This window comes from Arthrobacter sp. 01T425 (genome assembly GCF_056398725.1).
Genome location: NZ_JBFTPY010000010.1, coordinates 76,718 through 96,994, shown reverse-complemented (window position 1 = coordinate 96,994; position 20,277 = coordinate 76,718). Strand labels below are relative to the sequence as shown.

The 20,277-nt window shown below is 68.0% G+C and carries 20 protein-coding genes; 4 read left to right on the top strand and 16 right to left on the bottom strand.

The features are described 5' to 3' along the window. Nucleotides 1-94 precede the first annotated feature (94 nt). The 7 genes from AC1DNG_RS12525 to AC1DNG_RS12495 all read right to left on the bottom strand — a co-directional run bounded on the left by AC1DNG_RS12525 (nt 95) and on the right by AC1DNG_RS12495 (nt 7,038). On the bottom strand, nt 95-580 hold the full coding sequence (locus AC1DNG_RS12525) for a MarR family winged helix-turn-helix transcriptional regulator (RefSeq protein WP_476859696.1): 486 nt from the start codon (nt 578-580) through the stop codon (nt 95-97). 131 nt (nt 581-711) lie between these two features. Next, a complete protein-coding gene (locus tag AC1DNG_RS12520; RefSeq protein WP_476851379.1) occupies nt 712-2,388 on the bottom strand; it encodes a thiamine pyrophosphate-binding protein in 1,677 nt (558 codons plus the stop codon). Further along, on the bottom strand, nt 2,385-3,464 hold the full coding sequence (speB, locus tag AC1DNG_RS12515) for an agmatinase (RefSeq protein WP_476887463.1): 1,080 nt from the start codon (nt 3,462-3,464) through the stop codon (nt 2,385-2,387). The genes AC1DNG_RS12520 and speB overlap by 4 nt, the downstream gene beginning before the upstream one ends. Before the next feature lie 89 nt (nt 3,465-3,553). After that, nucleotides 3,554-3,895, bottom strand: a complete 342-nt coding sequence (locus AC1DNG_RS12510) for a P-II family nitrogen regulator (RefSeq protein WP_476887462.1) — start codon at nt 3,893-3,895, stop codon at nt 3,554-3,556. Then, nucleotides 3,892-5,337, bottom strand: coding sequence for an ammonium transporter (locus AC1DNG_RS12505; protein WP_476859695.1), 1,446 nt, complete (start codon nt 5,335-5,337; stop codon nt 3,892-3,894). Before AC1DNG_RS12505 ends, AC1DNG_RS12510 begins: the two co-directional genes overlap by 4 nt. 240 nt (nt 5,338-5,577) lie before the next feature. After that, entirely contained in the window at nt 5,578-6,360 is a 783-nt protein-coding gene (locus AC1DNG_RS12500) for a hypothetical protein (RefSeq protein WP_476887461.1), read from the bottom strand. Nucleotides 6,361-6,462: 102 nt separating this feature from the next. Further along, on the bottom strand, nt 6,463-7,038 hold the full coding sequence (locus AC1DNG_RS12495; protein ID WP_018775913.1) for a helix-turn-helix domain-containing protein: 576 nt from the start codon (nt 7,036-7,038) through the stop codon (nt 6,463-6,465). Between the two features lie 282 nt (nt 7,039-7,320). Here AC1DNG_RS12495 and AC1DNG_RS12490 point away from each other — a divergent pair, with 282 nt between their 5' ends. Beyond that, nucleotides 7,321-8,844 (top strand): sodium:solute symporter family protein, encoded by a 1,524-nt coding sequence (locus tag AC1DNG_RS12490; protein ID WP_476873513.1) that lies wholly within the window; start codon nt 7,321-7,323, stop codon nt 8,842-8,844. A 108-nt stretch (nt 8,845-8,952) separates the two neighbouring features. Here AC1DNG_RS12490 and AC1DNG_RS12485 read toward each other — a convergent pair whose 3' ends face one another. Then, nucleotides 8,953-9,189, bottom strand: coding sequence for a hypothetical protein (locus tag AC1DNG_RS12485; RefSeq protein WP_079550403.1), 237 nt, complete (start codon nt 9,187-9,189; stop codon nt 8,953-8,955). A 234-nt stretch (nt 9,190-9,423) separates the two neighbouring features. Here AC1DNG_RS12485 and AC1DNG_RS12480 point away from each other — a divergent pair, with 234 nt between their 5' ends. Together AC1DNG_RS12480 and AC1DNG_RS12475 are read left to right on the top strand one after the other, a co-directional pair. Next, nucleotides 9,424-10,716 carry a VIT1/CCC1 transporter family protein gene (locus tag AC1DNG_RS12480; RefSeq protein ID WP_476872075.1) on the top strand — a complete coding sequence of 431 codons (1,293 nt, stop codon included), beginning with the start codon at nt 9,424-9,426 and terminating at the stop codon, nt 10,714-10,716. Next, nucleotides 10,716-11,675: a matrixin family metalloprotease gene (locus AC1DNG_RS12475; protein ID WP_223914243.1), complete on the top strand. Its 960-nt coding sequence runs from the start codon at nt 10,716-10,718 to the stop codon at nt 11,673-11,675. Before AC1DNG_RS12480 ends, AC1DNG_RS12475 begins: the two co-directional genes overlap by 1 nt. A gap of 4 nt (nt 11,676-11,679) precedes the next feature. On the opposite strand, the gene AC1DNG_RS12470 is transcribed toward AC1DNG_RS12475, so the two are convergent. From AC1DNG_RS12470 to AC1DNG_RS12450, 5 genes are all read right to left on the bottom strand, one after another. Further along, the gene (locus AC1DNG_RS12470; RefSeq protein WP_476887460.1) at nt 11,680-12,813 is read right to left on the bottom strand and encodes an LOG family protein; all 1,134 of its coding nucleotides are present in this window, start codon (nt 12,811-12,813) and stop codon (nt 11,680-11,682) included. Between the two features lie 108 nt (nt 12,814-12,921). Then, nucleotides 12,922-13,698 carry an SDR family NAD(P)-dependent oxidoreductase gene (locus AC1DNG_RS12465; RefSeq protein ID WP_476873511.1) on the bottom strand — a complete coding sequence of 259 codons (777 nt, stop codon included), beginning with the start codon at nt 13,696-13,698 and terminating at the stop codon, nt 12,922-12,924. 27 nt (nt 13,699-13,725) lie between these two features. After that, nucleotides 13,726-15,099: an MFS transporter gene (locus AC1DNG_RS12460; RefSeq protein ID WP_476851305.1), complete on the bottom strand. Its 1,374-nt coding sequence runs from the start codon at nt 15,097-15,099 to the stop codon at nt 13,726-13,728. A 193-nt stretch (nt 15,100-15,292) separates the two neighbouring features. Next, entirely contained in the window at nt 15,293-16,000 is a 708-nt protein-coding gene (locus AC1DNG_RS12455; RefSeq protein ID WP_079550394.1) for a FadR/GntR family transcriptional regulator, read from the bottom strand. A gap of 14 nt (nt 16,001-16,014) precedes the next feature. Beyond that, the gene (locus AC1DNG_RS12450; protein ID WP_223914246.1) at nt 16,015-16,509 is read right to left on the bottom strand and encodes an SRPBCC family protein; all 495 of its coding nucleotides are present in this window, start codon (nt 16,507-16,509) and stop codon (nt 16,015-16,017) included. 39 nt (nt 16,510-16,548) lie between these two features. Here AC1DNG_RS12450 and AC1DNG_RS12445 point away from each other — a divergent pair, with 39 nt between their 5' ends. Then, nucleotides 16,549-17,322 carry a gamma-glutamyl-gamma-aminobutyrate hydrolase family protein gene (locus AC1DNG_RS12445; RefSeq protein WP_476887459.1) on the top strand — a complete coding sequence of 258 codons (774 nt, stop codon included), beginning with the start codon at nt 16,549-16,551 and terminating at the stop codon, nt 17,320-17,322. A 21-nt stretch (nt 17,323-17,343) separates the two neighbouring features. Here AC1DNG_RS12445 and AC1DNG_RS12440 read toward each other — a convergent pair whose 3' ends face one another. The 3 genes from AC1DNG_RS12440 to AC1DNG_RS12430 are packed head-to-tail and all read right to left on the bottom strand — an operon-like array spanning nt 17,344 to nt 20,272. Continuing rightward, entirely contained in the window at nt 17,344-18,378 is a 1,035-nt protein-coding gene (locus AC1DNG_RS12440) for a Gfo/Idh/MocA family oxidoreductase (RefSeq protein ID WP_476887458.1), read from the bottom strand. Beyond that, nucleotides 18,375-19,169 carry a TIM barrel protein gene (locus AC1DNG_RS12435; protein WP_476887457.1) on the bottom strand — a complete coding sequence of 265 codons (795 nt, stop codon included), beginning with the start codon at nt 19,167-19,169 and terminating at the stop codon, nt 18,375-18,377. Before AC1DNG_RS12435 ends, AC1DNG_RS12440 begins: the two co-directional genes overlap by 4 nt. Beyond that, nucleotides 19,169-20,272 carry a Gfo/Idh/MocA family oxidoreductase gene (locus AC1DNG_RS12430; protein ID WP_476887456.1) on the bottom strand — a complete coding sequence of 368 codons (1,104 nt, stop codon included), beginning with the start codon at nt 20,270-20,272 and terminating at the stop codon, nt 19,169-19,171. The genes AC1DNG_RS12435 and AC1DNG_RS12430 overlap by 1 nt, the downstream gene beginning before the upstream one ends. Nucleotides 20,273-20,277: the final 5 nt, after the last annotated feature.

Genomic DNA, 20,277 nt, shown 5'->3' with positions numbered 1-20,277 from the left:
TTCTGCGGCGGTCTGGGATGCGCGGGATGCCCCCTGCGGAACGTCCGACGGGGCCGGGGACGGCCCTGTGGCGGCGGCGTGGCTAGCCATATATCTACTCCTCAACAATTTCGGTCGTATTCGTGGGTCCGGCCGTCGTTGCCCGGGCTGAGGTCCTGAGGGACTCAGCAAGTTTTTCGAGGGTGCGCGCCGTCAGTTCGACGTCGTCCTGGCTCCAGTCCTGCAGCAGGTCCTGGATGGTGGCCGTCCGCTGGTCCTCGATGAGACGCAGTTTCTCCGTGCCGGCGGCAGACAGGGCGATCAGCTGCGCGCGGCCGTCTTCCGGGTCCGGCCGGCGGACCACATAGCCGTGCTCTTCGAGGTCGGCGATGTGCCGGCTGAGGACCGGGGCGCTGACGCCGAGCCGCTCCGCAAGATGCGTGGCCCGGGATTCGCCCTCCCCCACAAAGCGCAGAACGCCTTGAAGCGCCACTCCGGTGTCCTGCCCGCGCAGGCTGGCGGCGGCAACGCAACGGACCGCGCGCTGCAGATCGAAGATCTGGTAAACGAGTCTGGCTGCAGCGTTGGATTCAACTGACATGATGGACACCCCTCTTTTGTTTGCCCTAGGCAACTATATACGAAAATGGTTACTTCGGTCTGCCCCTCGCGGTGAGGGGCAGACCCGGCCGGTCCGCGCTGCGCAGCGGTGCTGCTGTGGTGTTGGTGCGCCTACGTGGCCAGGTGGGTGGGGCCGAACATCTGGAGCAGGGTTTCGACGACGACGACGTTGGGGCCGTCCGCGGCGAAGCCCGCCTTCAGGGCGTCCCCGACGTCCTCCGGGGCAACCCGGACGGCCGGGACGCCGAAGGACTCTGCCAGCTTGACGAAGTCGGGGCGGGCGAGCTCAGTGGCCGTGGCCTTGCCGAAGGCGCCGACCATGTATTCGCGCAGGATGCCGTAGCCGCCGTCGTCCACAATGAGCCAGGTGACCGGGACGTTGTGCTGCTTGGCGGTGGCGAGCTCGGAGATGGAGTACATCGCCGAGCCGTCGCCGGAGACGGCCAGCACTCTGGCGTGTCCGGCAGGTGCGCCGGCGGATGCGCCGGTGGTTTCGAGCCCGACGGCGCCGCCGATCGCCGCGGGGAAGCCGAAGCCCAGCCCGCCGGCGCCCTGCGCGGAGTGGAACTGGCCGTCGCGGGCATCCCAGCAGCTCCAGCCCCAGTAGGCCGAGATGGTCATGTCCCAGAACGTCTGCATGGCCGCGGGAACGGCCTCGCGGATGTCGGCCATGAACTTCAGTTCCTTGCCGAGGTCCTGGGACTCGAGCCGGGCCTTGACCTTGGCCAGGGTGTCCTTGACGAGTACCTCGGGAGCCGTGCCGTGCCAGTCGGCACGTTCGCCGTGCGGTTCAGTCAGGGCGGCGTCGAGGGCGGCCAGGGCCTGGCCGGCGTCCGCCCGGATGCCCAGTCCCGGGCGGTTGGACTCCAGGACGCGGGGCTCGGCGTCGATCTGGATGATCCGGCCGCGCGGTTCAAAGGTGAAGTAGTTGGAGGTGACCTCGCCCAGGGAGGAGCCGATGACGATCAGCACGTCGGCGTCCTCGAGCACCTCCGTCATGTACTGGTCCTCGATCCAGGACTGCAGGGAGAGCTCATGGTTCCACGGGAACGCGCCGTTGCCGCCCGGGGTGCAGATGACCGGCGCCCGCAGCTTCTCCGCAATCGAGAGCAGCGACTTTTCGGCATGGCCGCGGCGGGTGCCGCCGCCGGCGATGATGGCGGGACGTTCCGCCGTCGAGAGCCATTTCACGGCTTCGCGGACCAGCTCCACGCGGGGCGGGTTGTCGGCCGCTTCGGCGAGGGCGTCCTCCACGGGAGGCACCATGATGGGGTCCAGCAGGACGTTCTGCGGGATTTCGAGCCACACGGGGCCCTGCGGCGAGGAGATCGCCTCGGTCCAGGCATCCTGGATGGCCGAGGGGATGCCGGAGGCGTGCTGGATCAGCCGCTGGGACTTGGTGACGTTCGCGGCCGAGGCCTTCTGGTCATCGAGCTGGTGCAGCATGCCCTTGCGCCGGGCGCCAAGGCCCTCGAGCGGGATCTGGCTGGCCACGACCACCATGGGAACGCCGGTGGCGTAGGCCTCCTGCAGCCCGGCCAGGGACGTCAGCGCGCCCGGGCCGGTGGACAGGAACAGCACGCCGACTTCGCCAGTGGCGCGGGAGTAGCCGTCGGCGGCGAAGGCCGAGTTGTTCTCGACTCGGGAGGAGACGAAGTGCAGGTTCCCGCGGCCCATCGCGTCGAACAGGCCCAGGGCGTGCTGGCCCGGGATGCCGAAGACCGTCTTGGCGCCGAGCGCCTCAAGGGTTTCGACGACGAGGTCCCCGCCGTTGCGCACGCCGGTCATCGCGAAGCCACCGGCGAAGCCACAGAGGAGCTGAAGCCGGCGGGTCGGCGGGAGTCCTGGCCGAGGGCCTGGGCAGCGTAGCCGTTCGGGGCGCCGAAGCGGTCCCCTTCGACGGCGCGGTCCGCCATCAGTGTTACGAGTTCGTAGGCGACGTGGCTTGCCGCCACACCGGTGATCTCGGCGTGGTCGTAGGCCGGGGCGACCTCGACGACGTCGGCACCGACGAGGTTCATGCCGCGGAACCCGCGGATGATTTCCAGCAGCTCGCGGCTCGTGATGCCGCCGGCTTCCGGCGTGCCGGTGCCCGGGGCGTGCGCGGGGTCAAGTACGTCGATGTCCACGGAGATATAGAGCGGGCGGTTGCCGATCCGGTCCCGGACCTTGGCGACCGTCTCCAGGACGCCTTGGTAGTAGACGTCGGCGGAGGTGACGATGCCGAAGCCGAAGCGGTGGTCGTCGTCGAGGTCCTTCTTGCCGTAGAGCGGACCGCGGGTGCCGATGTGGCTGATGGCCTCGGTGTCCAGGATGCCTTCCTCGACGGCGCGGCGGAAGGGTGTGCCGTGGGTGTACTCGGCGCCGAAGTAGGTGTCCCAGGTGTCCAGGTGCGCGTCGAAGTGCAGCATGGCAATGGGGCCGCCGGCGCGCTCGGCGGCGGCGCGCAACAGCGGCAGGGCGATGGTGTGGTCGCCGCCGAGGGTGACGAGCTTGCTGCCGGACGCCGTCAGGTCCAGGGCGTTCTGCTGGATGGTTTCGATGGCGTCGTTGATGTTGAAGGGGTTGACCGCCATGTCGCCGGCGTCGGCAACCTGGATGTTCTCGAAGGGGCTGACGTCCCAGGCCGGGTTGTACGGCCGGAGCAGGCGGCTGGCCTCGCGGATGTGGTTGGCCCCGAAGCGGGCGCCGGGGCGGTAGGAGACGCCGGTGTCGAACGGCACGCCGACCACCGTGACGTCTGCCTTGGCCACCTGGTCCAGGCGCGGCAGGCGGGCATACGTGGCAGCCCCGGCGTAGCGTGGGACGCGGGATGAATCGATGGGGCCAAGGTTGCCATTGGCCTCGATGCGCAGCTCTTCCAAAAGAAGCCTCTCCTTCGAGGATTGACCGACGGTTGTGACAGCCATCATACACTCGAAGTTTCGTATTGCGCATCAGTTGTTTACCAACCTCAGGCGATGGCCGACGCGCCCCGCTCCCCCGTGCGGACGCGGACGGCGTCGCGCACCTCGATAATCCAGATCTTGCCATCGCCGAAGCGGCCCGTGCGCCCTCCCTCTTCAATGGCAGCCATGACGGCGCCGAGGGCGCCCTCGTCGACCAGGACTTCGACCCGCACCTTGGGCAGCAGGTCCGAGCTGTATTCAGCGCCCCGGTACACCTCGGTATGGCCCCGCTGCCGGCCGTAGCCGCTGGCCTGGCTCACGGTCAGGCCATTGACCCCGGCCCGCTCCAGGGCCGCGCTAACGGCCGCGACCCGCTCCGGCCGCACAATCGCCGTGACGAGCTTCATGACGACACCCTGCCGCGGACGGCCTCACCCTCGGCCTCGGCGTTGGTCCCGGCCGGGACTTCGGCCGGGGTCCCGGCGTGGGCCGTCGCGTGGGCCTCGGCCGCATCAGTCCGGGCATGCGGGTCACCGGGGTGGAAGCTGCCGCCGACCATGAGGAGCTCATACGCCGTTTCGGCGTGCTCCGTCACGTCAATGCCGGAGAGCTCGTCGGCTTCGGAAACGCGCATGCCGATGCTCTTGTGGATCGCAAAGCCAATCAGTGTGGTCATGGCGGCGCTCCATGCCGTGACGATCAGGGCGGTGAGAATCTGTGGCCAGAACTGCGCCAGGCCGCCGCCGTAGAACAGGCCGCCCGCCGTCTTGGTGGACGGAAGCGCGAAAAATCCGAGGGCCAGGGTCCCCCACAGGCCGCCGACGAAATGCACGGCCACGACGTCCAGGGAGTCGTCGAGTCCGATCTTGAACTTCAGCCCGACGGCGAGCGCGCAGACAGCCCCGGCGATCGCGCCGATCAGGATGGCGCCGATGGGGTCGATGAATCCGCAGGCCGGGGTGACTGCCACGAGTCCCGCGACGGCTCCCGAGGCGGCGCCGAGCGAGGTGGCATGCCCGTCGCGCAGCCGCTCCACGAGCAGCCAGCCCAGCAGGGCGGCGCTGGTGGCGAGCAGCGTGTTGGTCCAGGCCAGGGCGGCCGTGGCGTCGGCGGCGAGTTCCGAGCCGGCGTTGAAGCCGAACCAGCCGAACCAGAGCAGCCCTGCGCCGAGCATCACGAACGGCAGGTTGTGCGGGCGGATGTTGGGGTCTTTCATGAAGCCGAGCCGTTTGCCCAGAACCACGGCAAGCATCAGTCCGGCAATGCCGGCGTTCATGTGGACCACCGTGCCGCCGGCGAAGTCGAGAGCCGAGATCTTGCTGCCGATGATGCCGGTAGGTCCGAAAATGCCGCCGCCCCAGACCCAGTGCGCGATCGGCGCGTAAACGAGCGTGACCCAAAGGGCGGCAAAGAGGAGCCAGGGGCCGAACCTGACGCGCTCGGCCACCGCGCCGCTGATCAGTGCGACGGTGATGATGGCGAACGTGGCCTGGAAGCCGACGAAGATCATGTCCGGCAGGCCTGCCGCCTTGGAGCCGATGCTGGTGGTCAGCCCGCTCAGGCCGAAGTTGGTGAAGGGATCCCCGACGAAGCCGCCCAGCGCATCCGGGCCGAAGGCCAGGCCATAGCCCCATAGGGCCCAGACGACGGCCACCACGCCCATGGCGCCGAAGCTCATCATCATGATGTTGAGGACGGACTTCATTCTGACGAGCCCGCCGTAGAAGAACGCAAGCCCGGGGGTCATCAGGAGGACCAGAGCGGACGCCGTGAGCATCCACGCGGTCGATCCGGGGTCAAGGACCTGCGGATCTGTTGCCATTCCTACTGCAAGCACAGAGAACTTCATAGCGGGAGCCTTCCTCGAGTGCCGGCGCTCCGAGGGCGCCGATGCGGCGAGACCATGTGACGTTTGGGACTGACGAGCGTCCCCCCGCCGTTGACGCTACTCACGGCGTGTTTCGGGAAGGCTTTCCCATTCTTGCGGGCACGTTACGTGCCAGCTCCGGGCATTAAATTGCCGTTTCCGGCAGATTGCCGGGATGTGACGTACATCTCACCGCGGCCGTTCTCACCAAGGAAAGGGAGGTCAGCTGTACTTGAGGGTGAGCAGCAGGCGCTTGAGCTGGCTGTACTGCTCCGTGGTCATCCAGGCTTTGGCGGCGTCGACGGAGGCAAATGCCGGGCTGCCGAAGAGCACCTTGGCTTCCGCCCCGCCGTTGGCGAAGCTGACGTAGGCGGAGCCGGAGCCGGAGTCAGAGACCGCGGGCGCGAAGTCGCGTTGCTTGCGGACGCTCATGTGGAAATCGGACTGGTCGGCGAGGGAATCGAACGCGAAGCCGAAGGCCAGCTGTTCGCCGTCCACATCTTTCAGCCCCGGCACCGGGGCGGTGTCCAGCACGGTGCGGGCCACCGGGCCGGAGGCGTTGCTGGCGCTGGTGCTGCTGGTGATGGAAGCCAGTTCGTTGCCGGTGGCGTCGGCGATGACCGCCTGCAGGCCCCGCAGCTTGGCCGCGTTCCCGGGCGAGCCAACCAACCGGACGGACCAGCCGCTCGGGTAGGAGAAGGAGAGGTGCCCGTCCGGGAAGGTGAAGGTTTTCACGCCGGCCACCGCGCTGGCCGTGGCTGTGGGCGCGGCCGGGACGGGGGTAGCGGAGGCGCTCGGGGCGGGCGAGGGCAGGGCCGAAGCGGCGGAGGAGGCGGTCGTGGCGGGCGCGCCGGATTCCTGCTGCGCCGGGGCCGCGGTTTCACTGGCGGGGCCGCTTGCCGCTTCGCCGGCCCGCTGGCCCGCGGCGGCGCACGAGCTCAGGCCAAGGGCGGCCGCGAGCGCGGCGGCCAGGGCCAGGGACAGAAAGACGTTGTTGCGGTTCATGGATCCCCCAGTTGATGACGCGAGCGGCTTCCGCTCGTCCTGTGTATCTCCGGCGTGCGCCGTGCGGATACTTTTGCGGTGGTTACGGATGCTTTCATGCCCTCAGCGGCTGGCGGCGGGTACGAGCACCCACAGCACCTCGACGGCGTCGTCCGTGGGATTGACCCAGGTGTGGGGTTCCCGGCCGGGGAACGTTACGGTGTCTCCGGTGCTGAGCTCGAATTCCTCATTCGTGAGGATCAGGCGGATGCTGCCCTTGACCACATGCAGGACGTCGACGTCGCAGTCCACGGCATAGAGTTCGGACTCGCCGCGCCCGCGCGGCTCGATCACGGCCTGGATGATCTGGACGCGGCGCTCGGAGCGCGCGGTCAGCAGCCGCTCGACGATCCCCTCGCCGCCGAGGGAGATTCGAGGGCCCTCATTCTGCTTCGTGAGGTGCGTTTCGGGGGCGGCGAAGAGGTCGCCGATAGAGATCGACAAAACCTGGCACAGCGTTACCAGGGAGGCAACCGAGGGCGAGGTCAGGTCCCGCTCGACCCGGCTCAGGAATCCCTTGGTGAGCCCGGTGGCGTCTGCGACCTGTTCAATGGTGAGCCGCTGGGACTGCCTGGCGGCGCGGATCCGCGAACCGATGGCAACGGGAACATTGCTCGGTTCAACTGGTAGTGCCTTCATTTAGGAACCTTTCACGGCCGGCCGCTTGGCCCCATCATTGGAGCAATCCTAGCGGGAGCGGGCCTTCGTGACGCGGAGGCGGCGGCACCACGCCCGGCGTCTTGACTGTTACCGGAGTCACAGCATACTCTTCTGGGCAACATGTGTTGCCTATAAGGCAAAACCGGAGGTTCCGACGGAAATCCTCCTCTACCCACGTCATGCAGCGGCAGCCTTGCCGACCACCCTGTTGAGGCCCGGCAGGCCCGCATCCGCTGTCAACCAGCTCCAAGGAGCCTTTATATGGACGCAACTTTCGTCAACATCGCAATCGTGGTGGTGTACCTGGCCGCCATGCTGGCGTTCGGATGGTGGGGCAAGTCCCGCACCAAGAACAATAGCGACTTCCTCGTGGCCGGCCGCCGCCTCGGTCCGTTCCTCTACACCGGCACCATGGCCGCCGTCGTCCTGGGCGGCGCCTCGACCGTCGGCGGCGTGGGCCTGGGCTACAAGTTCGGCATCTCCGGCATGTGGCTCGTCGTCGCAATCGGCGCCGGCGTCCTGCTGCTGAGCCTGCTCTTCGCCAGCACCATCCAGAAGCTGAAGATCTATACCGTCTCCCAGATGCTGACCCTGCGCTACGGCAGCAACGCCACGCAGACCTCGGGCATCGTCATGCTTGCCTACACGCTGATGCTCTGCGCCACCTCCACGGGCGCCTACGCCACCATCTTCGTGGTGCTCTTCGGCTGGGACCGCGCCCTCGCGATCGCCGTCGGCGGGGCAATCGTGCTGGTGTACTCGACCATCGGCGGCATGTGGTCCATCACGCTGGCCGACCAGGTCCAGTTCGTCATCAAGACGGTCGGCATTTTCTTCCTGATGCTGCCGTTCACGCTCAACGCCGCCGGCGGCCTCGACGGGATCCGCAGCCGGGTGGACGCCACCTTCTTCCAGATCGACGGCATCGGCGCCCAGACGATCATCACGTACTTTGTGGTCTACACCCTCGGCCTGCTGATCGGCCAGGACATCTGGCAGCGCGTGTTCACCGCCAAGACGCCTGAAGTTGCCCGCTGGGGCGGCGCCACGGCCGGCATCTACTGCATCCTCTACGGCGCAGCCGGCGCCCTGATCGGCCTCGGCGCCCGGGTGGCCCTGCCGCAGATCGACGTCAAGGCCCTGGGCAAGGACGTCGTCTACGCAGAGGTCGCCACCCACCTGCTGCCCATCGGCATCGGCGGCCTCGTGCTGGCCGCCGCCGTCGCCGCCATGATGTCCACCGCCTCCGGCGCCCTGATCGCGGCCGCCACCGTGGCCCGCGCCGATGTGCTGCCGTTCGTTGCCGGCTGGTTCGGCAAGACGGTCAACACCGATGACACAGACAACCCGGAACACGACGTCAAGGCCAACCGCATGTGGGTCCTGGGCCTGGGCATCGTGGCAATCGTGATCGCCATCGTCACCAAGGACGTTGTCGCGGCCCTGACCATTGCGTACGACATCCTGGTTGGCGGCCTGCTCGTGGCCATCCTTGGCGGCCTGGTCTGGAAGCGCGGCACCGGCGTCGCCGCCGCGGCGTCCATGGCGGTGGGCTCGGTCATCACGCTCGGCACCATGATCATCCTGGAAATCAACGCCGAGGTTCCGCTGGACGGCATCTACGCCAACGAGCCGATCTACTACGGCCTGGCGGCTTCCGCGGTCGTCTACATCGCGGTGTCGCTGCTGACCAAGCCGACGGATCCCGCGGTCATGCAGAACTGGCGCCGGCGTGTCGCCGGCAGCGCGGCCGAGGAAGAAAAGGCCCCGGCCCTCACGCACTAGGGCCCAGGCCCGGCTGGGTCTTGACCGCAAGTTAAAGGTCGACGGCGGCGCTCCCCTTTCGGGGGCGCCGCCGTCGGCCTTTAGGCAACTTAACGGGCCGCGCGAGGATCACTCATTTTCCTCCGGCGCAAGGAATTCTTCACCTTCCACGGGCACCACCGGCTTCTCGTCGCCCAGGAAGTCTTCCGCGTCCAGGGGAACGAGCCGGTCGGCCTCTTCGAGAAGCTCCTCGTCCTCGGTCTCCGCGGCATCACTGACGGGCGCGTCCTCGGCGTAGTCGTAGGCGGGATCGGACTCGAGTGACTCCCGGGCCGGCTGGATGGGATGTGATGCGGTGCTATCCATGATGCAACCTCCATGCGGCTTCGGTGGCGGCAAGGCCCCGGGGAGCCCGCCCTGGGTTTCATTCGAACACCGCGGACCCGGGCGGTCAAGGGCTCACAATTGCTGCCGGAAAGCGGCTGCGGACGGTCCCGCCGGGGCAGGGCAGTTACGGCCTCCCTAAACTTTCCACTGAGGATGGCCAGCCGGAAAAGCACGGAAATACGGGGTACTCTGGAGTCGCAATGGGGCCGGACCATGCCCGACCAAACCCAGGAGTTTTTCGTGTCTCAGCACACCGAATCGGACCGCAACGATTCTTCGCAGCACCACCCGACACAGCCCTCTTCGGTCCGCGACACGGACCCGCGCCCCGCCTCGCCGCACGCCTCTGTTGCCCCCGCGGCGGCTCCCTCCACTGCCGCTCCCGTCAGCCCACCGAGCCCGTCGCCCGCAACAGACGCGAGCGCAGCGCCCAGCGCAGCGGACATCAAGCGCTGGCGACAGTATCTCGCCGATGAACGTGCCGAGGCGGCCGTCTACCGGGACCTGGCGCAGAACCGCGCCGGGGAGGAACGCGCCATCCTGCTGGCGCTGGCCGAGGCCGAGGGACGCCATGAAGCGCACTGGCTCCAGTTGCTGGGCGATCACGCCGGCAAGGACCGGCACGCCTCACTCCGGAGCCGGTTCCTGGGCTTCCTGGCCCGGCACTTCGGCTCGGTCTTCGTCCTGGCCCTGGCCCAGCGGGCGGAGAGCCGATCCCCGTACGCCACCGAATCGTTCGCCACCCCGGCCATGGTCGCCGACGAGCAGATCCACGAAGAAGTGGTCCGCGGGCTGGCAACCCGGGGCCGCAACCGGCTGGCCGGAACGTTCCGCGCCGCCGTCTTCGGCGCCAACGACGGGCTGGTCAGCAACCTGTCCCTCGTCATGGGCATGGCGGCCTCGGGCGTGGGCAGCCAGGTGGTACTCCTCAGCGGCGTCGCCGGGCTGCTGGCCGGCGCACTGTCCATGGGGGCCGGCGAGTTCATTTCCGTGCGGTCGCAGCGGGAGCTCCTCGCCGCGACCCGACCCACCCAGATCACGTTGGCGGCGGCGCCGCTGCTCGATATCGAGCACAACGAACTCCTCCTCGTCTACCTGGCCCGCGGCATGTCCCGGGAGGCCGCCGAGCACCGCGTCGCGGAGCGGATGGGCCTGTTGGACTGCGACTGCGATCCCAGCCTGTCCCTGCGTCCGGAACTGCCCGAAAGCGAGGACCAGCACGAGGCGGTCGGCACCGCCTGGGGCGCGGCGGCGTCGAGCTTCTGCTTCTTCGCCTCGGGCGCGATCGTGCCCATCATTCCCTTCCTGCTGGGCATGACAGGACTCGCCGCACTGGTGGTTTCCGCGTCCCTCGTCGGCTTGGCGCTCCTGCTTACCGGCGGCGTCGTGGGCCTGCTCTCCGGTACCTCGCCCGCCACCCGCGGCCTGCGCCAGCTGGCCATCGGCATGGGTGCCGCGGGCGTGACGTACCTGCTGGGCATGGCCTTCGGCGCCGTGGTTGGCTAGTGGACGGCCCTGAATTTCGGGACCGCGGACCTCGGCACAGCCGGCCAGCCACCGCTCTGCGGATCATCAGGAACCTCGCCGCCGCTGCGGTGATCGCCGCCGGCGCCTTCCTCACCGCCGGACTCGTCTACGGCGATCCGAGGTTCACGGGCCTCTTCGAGGTCTCCCGAGGAACGGGGAACAACGCAGGGCACAGTGCAGAAAACAAAGCAGGCAGTGACCTGCAGGCACAGCCCCAGGCTGGCCAGAAATCCGGCCAGCCTGCCGTGCCGGCCGGCGAAGACCGGACGGACACTCCCCCGCCCGGGCTCGAGGAGCAGGACCACCCCCTCGGCGCGGCCCGGAAACCGGAGGCCGCCAGCACCTCGTACAAGTTCCTCGCAACGAATGACGACGGCACTCCGGTGGGTTACTCGCCGTGCCGCCCGCTGCACTACGTCATCAATGCCGCCCTGGCCCCGCCGGGTGCCGAGCGGCTCGTGGACGACTCGATCCGGACGATCTCCGAGGCCACCGGAATCACCTTCATCAATGACGGCCCCACGTCCGAGGCCCCCTCGTCCACACGTGCGCCCTACCAAAAGGATCTCTACGGGGACCGGTGGGCGCCGCTGCTGATCGCCTGGACCACCCCGGAGCAGGCACCGCAGCTCAAAGGCCCGGTGATCGGCACAGGCGGAAGCACACACTTCAGTTTCGGCGACGGCCCCAAGAGCTTCGTCACCGGCAGCCTGGAGCTGGATGCCCCGCAAATCGCGGAAGACCTGGACCGCTCCGAGGGAGCGGCCTATGCCACGGCCGTGATCCTGCACGAGCTCGGCCATGTGATGGGCCTGGAGCATGTCGATGACCCGGCCCAGCTGATGTACCCCGAGATCGGAGCCCCGGACGGGCTTGCCGCCGGCGACCTGAACGGACTCTACGAGCTTGGCCACGCCCAGTGCCGCAAGGATCTCTGACCCCCTAGCGCTCCAGCGCCTCAAGGGCTTCTTCGACCGTATCGACCAGGAAGATCCTTCCCTCCATCCGGCGCCCTGACGCCAGGCTCTGTAAGAGGGGCCAGGCCGGGAATCGCCGCAGCCAGTGTTCGTGCCCCACCAGGACCATGGGAGTGACGGTTTCCGGAGCGGCGTAGTAGTTCTCGCAGGCGTCCTGGAAGATCTCCTGGACTGTGCCGCCCGAACCCGGCAAAAAGACGATGCCGCCGTTGCACAGTTCAAGCAGGATGGCTTCCCGGATGGCATTCGCGAAGTATTTGGCCACATGCGTGGCGAAGAAGTTCGGTGGTTCATGGCCGTAAAACCATGTGGGAATCCCCAGCGACGGCACACCCTCCGGGTGGCGTTGGGCGACCGCCGCGGCCGTCCGCGCCCAGGCGGCCACCGAGGGGCGGAAGGACGGCACCGCCGAGAGGTCGGCCAGGGCCCGCCGGAAGTCCGGTTCGGGGGCCTCGCTGAGGAAGGCGCCAAAATTCGCGGCCTCCATGGCCCCGGGGCCGCCGCCCGTGGCTACCACCCGGCCGCTGCGGGCCAGCAGCCGGCCCAGCAGCGCGGCTCCCTCAAAGACGGCGGTGCCGCGGCGGGCAATGTGTCCGCCCATGACCCCCACCATCGTGCGGCCGGCGCGGAGATAGGTGCCGGCCAGTTCGTCGAGGGCCACGCCGATCGAGTGGTCATGCAGGGCGGCGGCCAGTGTCGCATCCAGCCGGCGTCGCTGGCCCGGCCGGATGCTCCACTGGTACACCCGCGCGTCGAGCGTGTCCTCGTAGGGTGAGGTGGCGATCCCGGAATAGAGTTCCTGCGGCGTGTACAGCTGCCCGCGGTAGGGGTTGAACGGCACGGCCGTGAGCCGGGGAAAGATGAGGGCGCCCCGGCCGCGCAGCAAGTCCTCCACACCGTCGTCGAACCTGCAGCCCAGGAAGACAGCGCCCTGGGCCTCAAGCGCCTCCAGCTGGGCCCGGCGGCCCCGCAGGTCCAGCGACTGGACATGCCAGCCGTGCATGCTGCGCGCCCCCGCCGCAACCAGCCGGTCGAAACCGGCAAGGCTCTCGACCTCCAACGTGCGGGGGCTGGGGTGAAGGCTGCGGGCGGCGTTCATGGAGCCAGCCTAGACCGTGGCCAAGCTCCCCCGTTGCGCTATCACTCTTGGTGGCCATTCCGGGATCTTAAGGCCTAAAAGTGATAGCGCAACGGGGGCGCGTGCGGGTTAGGAGACCTGGAGGCCGCCGTTGATGTCATAGGTGGCCGCGGTGATGTAACCGGCGTCCGGGCCGAGCAGGAAGGCGATCAGGGCCGCCACTTCCTCGCGGCTGCCGACCCGACCCATCATGATGCCCTCCGACATCTGCGCCTTGCGTTCCTCGCTCAGGGTGCCGCCCATAATGTCGGTGTCGATGGGGCCTGGGGCGATGGCGTTGACCGTGACCCCGAACTCGCCCACCTCGCGGGCCAGGGCGCGGGTGAATCCGATGATTCCGGCCTTGGAGGCGCTGTAGGCGACCTTTGAGTAGGTGCCGCCGCCCCGCTGTGCCGAAATCGAGGAGATGCTCACGATCCGGCCGAGCTTGCGCTCGATCATGCCTTTGAGCACGCGCTGGGAAACGATGAAGGATCCGCGCATGTTGATGGCGAAGACCTTGTCCCATTCCTCGACCGTGGTGTCCATGAACGGCGTCGGGGAACTGATGCCGGCCAGGTTGGCCAGCGCGACGATCGGGGGCAGCGAGCCCTCGATCTCGGTGATGGCCCGGTCAACCGACGCGGCGTCGGAGACGTCCGCACCGACGCCGATGGCCTTGACCGCACGGTTGGAACCGATTTCGGCGGCAGCGGCGCTGGCGTCCTCGGCATTGATGTCCAGGATTGCGATGGACCAGCCCTCGCTGGCCAGGCGGTCGGCGGCGGCACGGCCGATGCCGCGGGCTGACGCGGCTCCGGTCAGGACCACGGTGCGTTCAGTGGGGAACGGGGTATTTGATGTCATGACGAAGATTCCTTCGGGGGTTTCGGATCAGGATACTTTGGCCGGGTCGACGGCGGCAGCCGCTGCGACCGCGGGGTCAAGGCTGGCGTCGCCTTCGGGGCGACGGCGGGCGTACAGGTAGGTGGCCACGGCCGTGATGCACAGGCACAGGGACAGGAACAGGAGCCCGCTCTGGTTGCTTCCGGTGGCGTCCTTGAGGAGGCCGACCGCGTACGGGGAGATGAAGCCGCCGAGGTTTCCGAGGGAGTTCACCAGGGCCAGCCCGGAAGCGGCAGCCGCACCGGTCAGTGCCGCGGAGGGCATCGAGAGGAAGGGGGCGATCGCCCCGTAGATCCCCATGGCGGAGAGCGTCAGACCGACCATCGCGAGGAACGGGTTGACCGGGAGCAGGTAGCCGGCGGCCACGAGTCCGACGCCCGCAAGCACCATGCTGACCGAGGCGTGCCAGGCACGCTTGCCGGTCCGGTCCGCGCGCTTGCTCCAGAAGTAGACGAATACTGCGGCCACGGCATAGGGGATGAAGACGATGAAGCCGACCTCTGCCGTGGAGAACTTGCCCAGGGCCGCGACGATGGTGGGCATCCACAGGCCCAGGCCGTAAATCCCGCACACCAGGCCGAAGTACAGGGCGGAGTAGACCAGGGTGCGCTTGTCCTTGAGCCCGGCCATGAAGTTGTGCTTGCCCGACTGGGACTTGGCGGCCAGTTCGGCGTCCATGGTGGCGGTGAGCCAGTTGCGCTCGTCGGCTTCGAGCCATTTGGCGTCCCGCGGACGGTCCGTCATGAGGATGGGTGTCAGCAGGCCGAGGGCGATCGCCGGGATGCCTTCGATGATGTAGAGCCACTGCCAGCCCTGGAGGCCCATGACGCCGTCCATCTGCAGCAGGAGCCCGGACACCGGGGCGCCGAGCGCGTTGGATACGGGCTGGGCAAGGATGAAGATGCCCAGCACGGTGACGCGCTGCGCGGCAGGGAACCACAGCGTCAGGTAGAACAGGATCGCCGGGAAGAACCCGGCCTCGGCGGCACCGAGCAGGAACCGGACGATGTAATACGTGGTTTCACCGTTCACCAGGCACATGGCGGTGGCGAAGATGCCCCACGTGATCAGGATGCGGGCCAGCCATTTCCGGGCTCCGAACCGGTACATGCCGGCGTTGCTGGGAACCTCCAGGAGGGCGTAGCCAAGGAAGAAGATGCCGGCGCCCAGACCGTAGGCGGCGGAGTTCAGGCCGATGTCCTCGCTCATGGTGAGTTTGGCGAATCCGACGTTGTTGCGGTCCAGGTAGGCAACGAAGTAGAGCAGGACAATCAGGGGCATGACGCGGCGGCGGACCTTGCGGAGCGTGCGGTCGCCCAGTTCGCCGAGTCCGAAGGACTTGGGAGTTAATGAAGTCATCATCGACCTTCTTAAGTGTTTTCCTGCCCTGCGGCTGTGCCGGGTGAGGAAAGCGGTGGATTGGGGTGGTCATCCTGCCCGCCTGGAAGCGTGTGCTGCAGGATACTTGTTGAGTCAGATGTCAGACATCTGATTCAGGAACTAGCCAAAATCTTAGAATGTGATTCGGATTACGTCAAGAGTCCGGAGGCGGACTTCAGGACTTGGCGCCCCGGACGTAGCGCTCGTAGTCCGCATTGGTCTGGTCCATGTGCTCATCCATCGCCTGCCGCGAGCGCTCGGCGTCGCCGCTGAGAATGCTGTCCAGGACCCGCTGGTGGTAATCGATGGCGTGCTGCTGGATCACCTCGACGGCCGACGTTTCGCGCCGGGTCACGTACAGCAGCTGGCCCAGCTGGGCGAACAGGGCCCGGACAAAGGGGTTGCCGGACGCCTTCAGGACGGCGTCGTGGAAACCAATGTCCGCCTCTACGAAGCGGTCCAGGTCGCCGGAGTCGTGGAAGCGCTTCATGTCCGCGATGCACTCGCGCATGCGCTCGGCCTGCTCCGGGGTATAGCGTTTGGCGGCGAGCGCCGCGGCCCCGGTCTCCACCATGCGGCGCATCTCAATCAGTCCCACCGAGACCTGGTCGGCCGCATTGCCATGGGAGGCTGCCTTGAAGATCGCGTCCAGGCCGGTCCAGTTGTCCGTGGGATTGACGAAGGTTCCCCGGCCGGCCTTCACATAGAGGATGTTTTGCGCCCGGAGGGCTTTGAGGGCCTCACGCACGGTGAGCCGGCTAACGCCGTAGGCCTTGGCGATGTCGGCCTCGGGCGGAATCGGGTTGTGGGGCAGGAGCTTTCCGTCAAGGATTTCGGTCAGCAGGCCGTCGACGAGATCGTCGACCAGTGTCCTGCGGCCCATCCCAGTTCCCACCTTCAGTCTCGTTTCGTGCTGCCATCCACATTACCCATGTCCGGGTGCGCAGCCATGTAGGCGTCGAGCTTGGCAAGCGTCTGTTCCAAATTGACCGGATGGCGGCGCAGGTAGCCGGCCAGCCGGAGAAAGCTCTTTCCACGGACCCGCCGCGCGTCCCATTGCTCGGTCACCAGCGTGCCGGGGGTACCGTCCGGGCCTGTGGCCGGATCCAGCAGGTAGCGCCACACGTGGCCGTAGAAGTGCCGCCACGCGATCCGGTGGCCTTCCTCGAACTCGCAGACCCTGTTCAGGATCTTGTAGTTCACCCGCATGCGCATTTGCATGCCGAACCTGGCGCCGAGGTACAGCCGTCCTGGCCCGCGCGGCTGGGCGCCTTTGACCGTGTCCGAGCCGTCGATCACGCTGTGCAGGGCAGGCGTGGCGAGCACCTCGAAGATGGCTTCGGGGGCGGCTGCGATGTACCGGCTGCGGGACACGAGATAGCGGGGATTCATCTAGTAATCCTAGTCCGCGATCGTGTTGCAGAATGGGGCATGCAGACTTCCCGCAACCCCCTTCGCGGCCGGCCGCGCATCGGCGTTCCCGTCCGCCTCAGCAGTTCCTCCGATCCCGACCCGCGCGTGGCGGAAGCCAACGCATTGTTCGAGTACATCGTGGGGCTGCTGCGCGAGGGTGGCGGCGAACCGGTGCTGCTCGACGCTTCGGGGCCAGACGACGGCGGCCTCGCCGCTGCGATGGCCTGCCTTGACGGCGTCGTCCTTCCCGGCGGCGGCGACCTCGACCCCGCCCTCTACGGCGAGCTGCGCGGTGACGTCTGCTACGACGTCAGCCCTGCCCAGGACGCGCTGGATCTCGTCGTGGCGCGTCTTGCGATCGACGCCGGGCTGCCTGTGTTCGGCATCTGCCGCGGGCATCAGCTGCTCAATGTGCTTTACGGCGGGACGCTCATACAGGACATGGCGCCGGGGACGGTGGCGCACCGCGAGCCCGCGCCGGTGCACGGGGCCGGCCCGTGGGCCTGGCATGAGGCGGCGGTGCGGGCCGGCTCCAGGGTGGCCGCACTCTACGGCGGCGGTTCCGGTGCCGTGAACGTGAAGATCGCCTCCGGCCACCATCAGGCCGTGGCCCGGGTGGCCGGAGGGTTGCAGGTGACGGCCGTGGCCGAGGACGGGACCGTCGAGGCGCTGGAGGATCCGGAGCGCTGGGTGGCCTCGGTCCAGTGGCACCCCGAGGCCCTGGAGCTCCCGGCCGGGGAGCGGCTCGCGCCGTTCCGGGCCTTCGTCGAGGCGTGCCGCACCCGGCCCTGAGCCGGACGCCCCGGTCCGTAATCAGCTGCCGACGCTCACCGTCACCTTGACCGGGGCACCAGTGGCCAGCGATTCCTGGGCGGCATCGGCAACCCGGGAGGCCGCGACGGCGTCTTCCGGAGTGCATGGATTCTCCCGGCGGCCAAGGATCAGTTCGACGAACGCCTCCATTTCGGAGCGGTACGCCGTCTCGAACCGCTCGGCAAACGTCAGATGTGGCTTCCCCGCGGGGAAAGCGATCCCCGCTTCGGCGGAGGCCAGTGCCGTCTTGTCGTCCAGGCCCACCATCAGCGAGCCGCGGGAGCCCTGGATTTCCAGCCGGACATCATGGCCCGCCCCGTTGTAGCGGGTCGCCGAAACCGTTCCCACGGTGCCGTCGTCGAACGTCACCAACGCGAGGGCCGTGTCCACATCGCCGGCCGCACCGATGGCCGGATCCCCGTTGTTGGAGCCCTTGGCGTAGACCTCGACGATTTCGCGGCCTGTGAGCCAGCGCAGGATGTCGAAATCGTGGACCGAGCAGTCACGGAAGAGCCCGCCGGAGCTGGCCAGGAACTCGACCGGGGGCGGCGTCATGTCGCAGGTGACGGCACGCAGGGAATGGATCCAGCCCAGCGCGCCGGCCTGGTAAGCGCGGCGGGCTTCCAGGTAGCCGGCGTCGAACCGGCGCTGATGCCCGATCTGCACCACGCCGTTCCGGTCCCGGATGTAGTCGAGCACCGGCAGGGCGTCGGCCACGTTCAGGGCCACGGGCTTTTCGCAAAACACCGGGATCCCAGCGTCCACGCCGGCCTTGATGAGCTCGGGGTGGGTTCCGGTTCCGGTGGCGATGACCAGGCCGTCCAGCCCCGAGGCCAGCAGCGTCTGAACCGAGGGCAGTAATTCGGCACCGAGAACGCGTGCCACCGTCCGGGCGTGCTCTTCGGCGACGTCGGTGAGGCGTAGGCGGACACGGATCCCTTGTGGGTTCAGGACCTCGTTGAGGGCGGCGATGTTGTTGGCGTGCATGACCCCGATCCGCCCAACGCCGGCGAGTCCAAGGATTACGTCTTTCATACTTCTACTCTCATGTTTGGTGCGGGCACGGTGAACGCCGCACGGAAGGCCTCCAGGGCCGCATAACTGTCGCCACTGGCCCACGCTTCCATGCCCACGGTTCCTTCGTAGCCTGCGTCCGCGAGCGCCCTGGCCACGGCCGCGTAGTTGATTTCCCCGGTTCCGGGTTCGCAACGGCCGGGAACGTCTGCCACCTGGATTTCGCCGAGGTATGGCAGGGCGGTCCGGACGAGCTCGACCAGGTTCCCCTCCCCCATTTGGGCGTGATAGAGATCCAGCATGAGCCTGGCGTTCGGGTGCCCGGCCGCCTGCACGAGCGCCAGGGTGTCCTTGGCCCGTGCCAGCGGGATGCCGGGGTGGTCCCGGATGGTGTTGAGGTTCTCGAGGCAGAACGTCACCCCGTGCTTCTCACCGAGCTTCCCGAGCCGTTCCAGGGTCCGGGCGCCGGTGGCCCACATGTGTCCGCTGGAGCGGTAGACAGGCCGCGCCGCGTGGCCGTCGACGAGTTCCGCCGGGTGGACCACCAGCCGGCTGACGCCAAGTTCCAGGGCGGTGGGGATCAGGGACTCGGCGGTCCGCACCACCTCGTCCGCCGTGTCCGGATCCACGAGGCTGCCGGAGCTGTATCCGGTCATGGAGGAGAACACCGCCCCGGTGGCCCTGAGCGCGCCGATGTCCTTGGGCCGCGAGTCCCAGAGTTCGACGTCGAAGCCGGCCTCGTGGAGCCGGCGCACCCGCTCCGTGAACGTCAGGTCCGTAAAGACCATCTCAGCGCACACGGCGAGCCGCATCAGAGGACCACGTTCTCGTTGACGGCCACTGTGTTGACCGTTGCCGGGGTCCCCCGCTTGACGGACTCGATGCAGGCCAGCGCCACGGCCAGTGCGCGCCGGGCGTCGCTGGCTCCCGGAGTGAGAGTGAAGGGCTTCGACTCCGGAGCGGTACCCTCACGCCGGGCGCGCACGGCGTCGACGAAGTCCGCCAGCTCGTCTGTATAGGCCTGCCGGAAGAGCTCGACGTTCAGCCGTGGGGTGTCGGCGGACATCCCCTCGGCGGTGAACCGGCGGGCAGCGGTTTCGGTGGCGCGGCCGGCCTGGACCATGCCCTTGGAGCCGAAAACCTCGCCGCGGATGTCGTAACCGTAGAGCGCGCTGAAGTTTGCCTCGGCGACGGCGATCGCGCCGTTGCTGTAGCGGATGGTCACGACGGCGGTGTCCAGGAACCCCTGGTCCCGCAGTCCCGGCTCCACAAGCGCGTCGGCAACCGCATAGACCTCCACAGGTTCGGCGCCTTCGTTGAACCAGTTCAGGGTGTCGAAGTCGTGGATCAGGGTTTCGAGGAAGATGGTCCACGCAGGGATCCTTGCGGCGTGGCCGATGCTCCCCGTGCCCGGGTCCCGGGTCAGCGAACGAAGCAGTTGCGGCTGCCCCACGATTCCGGCGGCGAGGTCCTTCTTGGCCGCCTGGAAGTCTGCGGCGTACCTGCGGTTGAAGCCGATCTGGAAGTGCACCCCGGCGGCGTCGACGGCGTCAAGGGCCGCGTCGAGCTCCTCAAGCCCCTGACCGGCGGGCTTCTCGCAGAAGACGTGCTTTCCGGCCGCTGCGGCCTGGCCGATCAGGGCGGAATGGAAACGCGCGGGGCTGGCGATGACGACGGCGTCAATCGCCGGGTCGGCCAGGAGATCGGCAGCGTCGGCGGTCACCTTCGTGGTGCCCAGGGCGCCAGCCAGCGCCCCGGCGGATTCCAGGTTCGGATCCGCGATGGCGGCAAGGACGGCGCCGGGGACCCGGCGGGCAATGCTGTCGGCGTGGAAGGCGCCCATCCAGCCCGAGCCGATAAGTCCGATCCGCACGGGCAGGACGGCGTCGGAGGCGTTGCGGTTGAGGTAAGCCAAAGGCT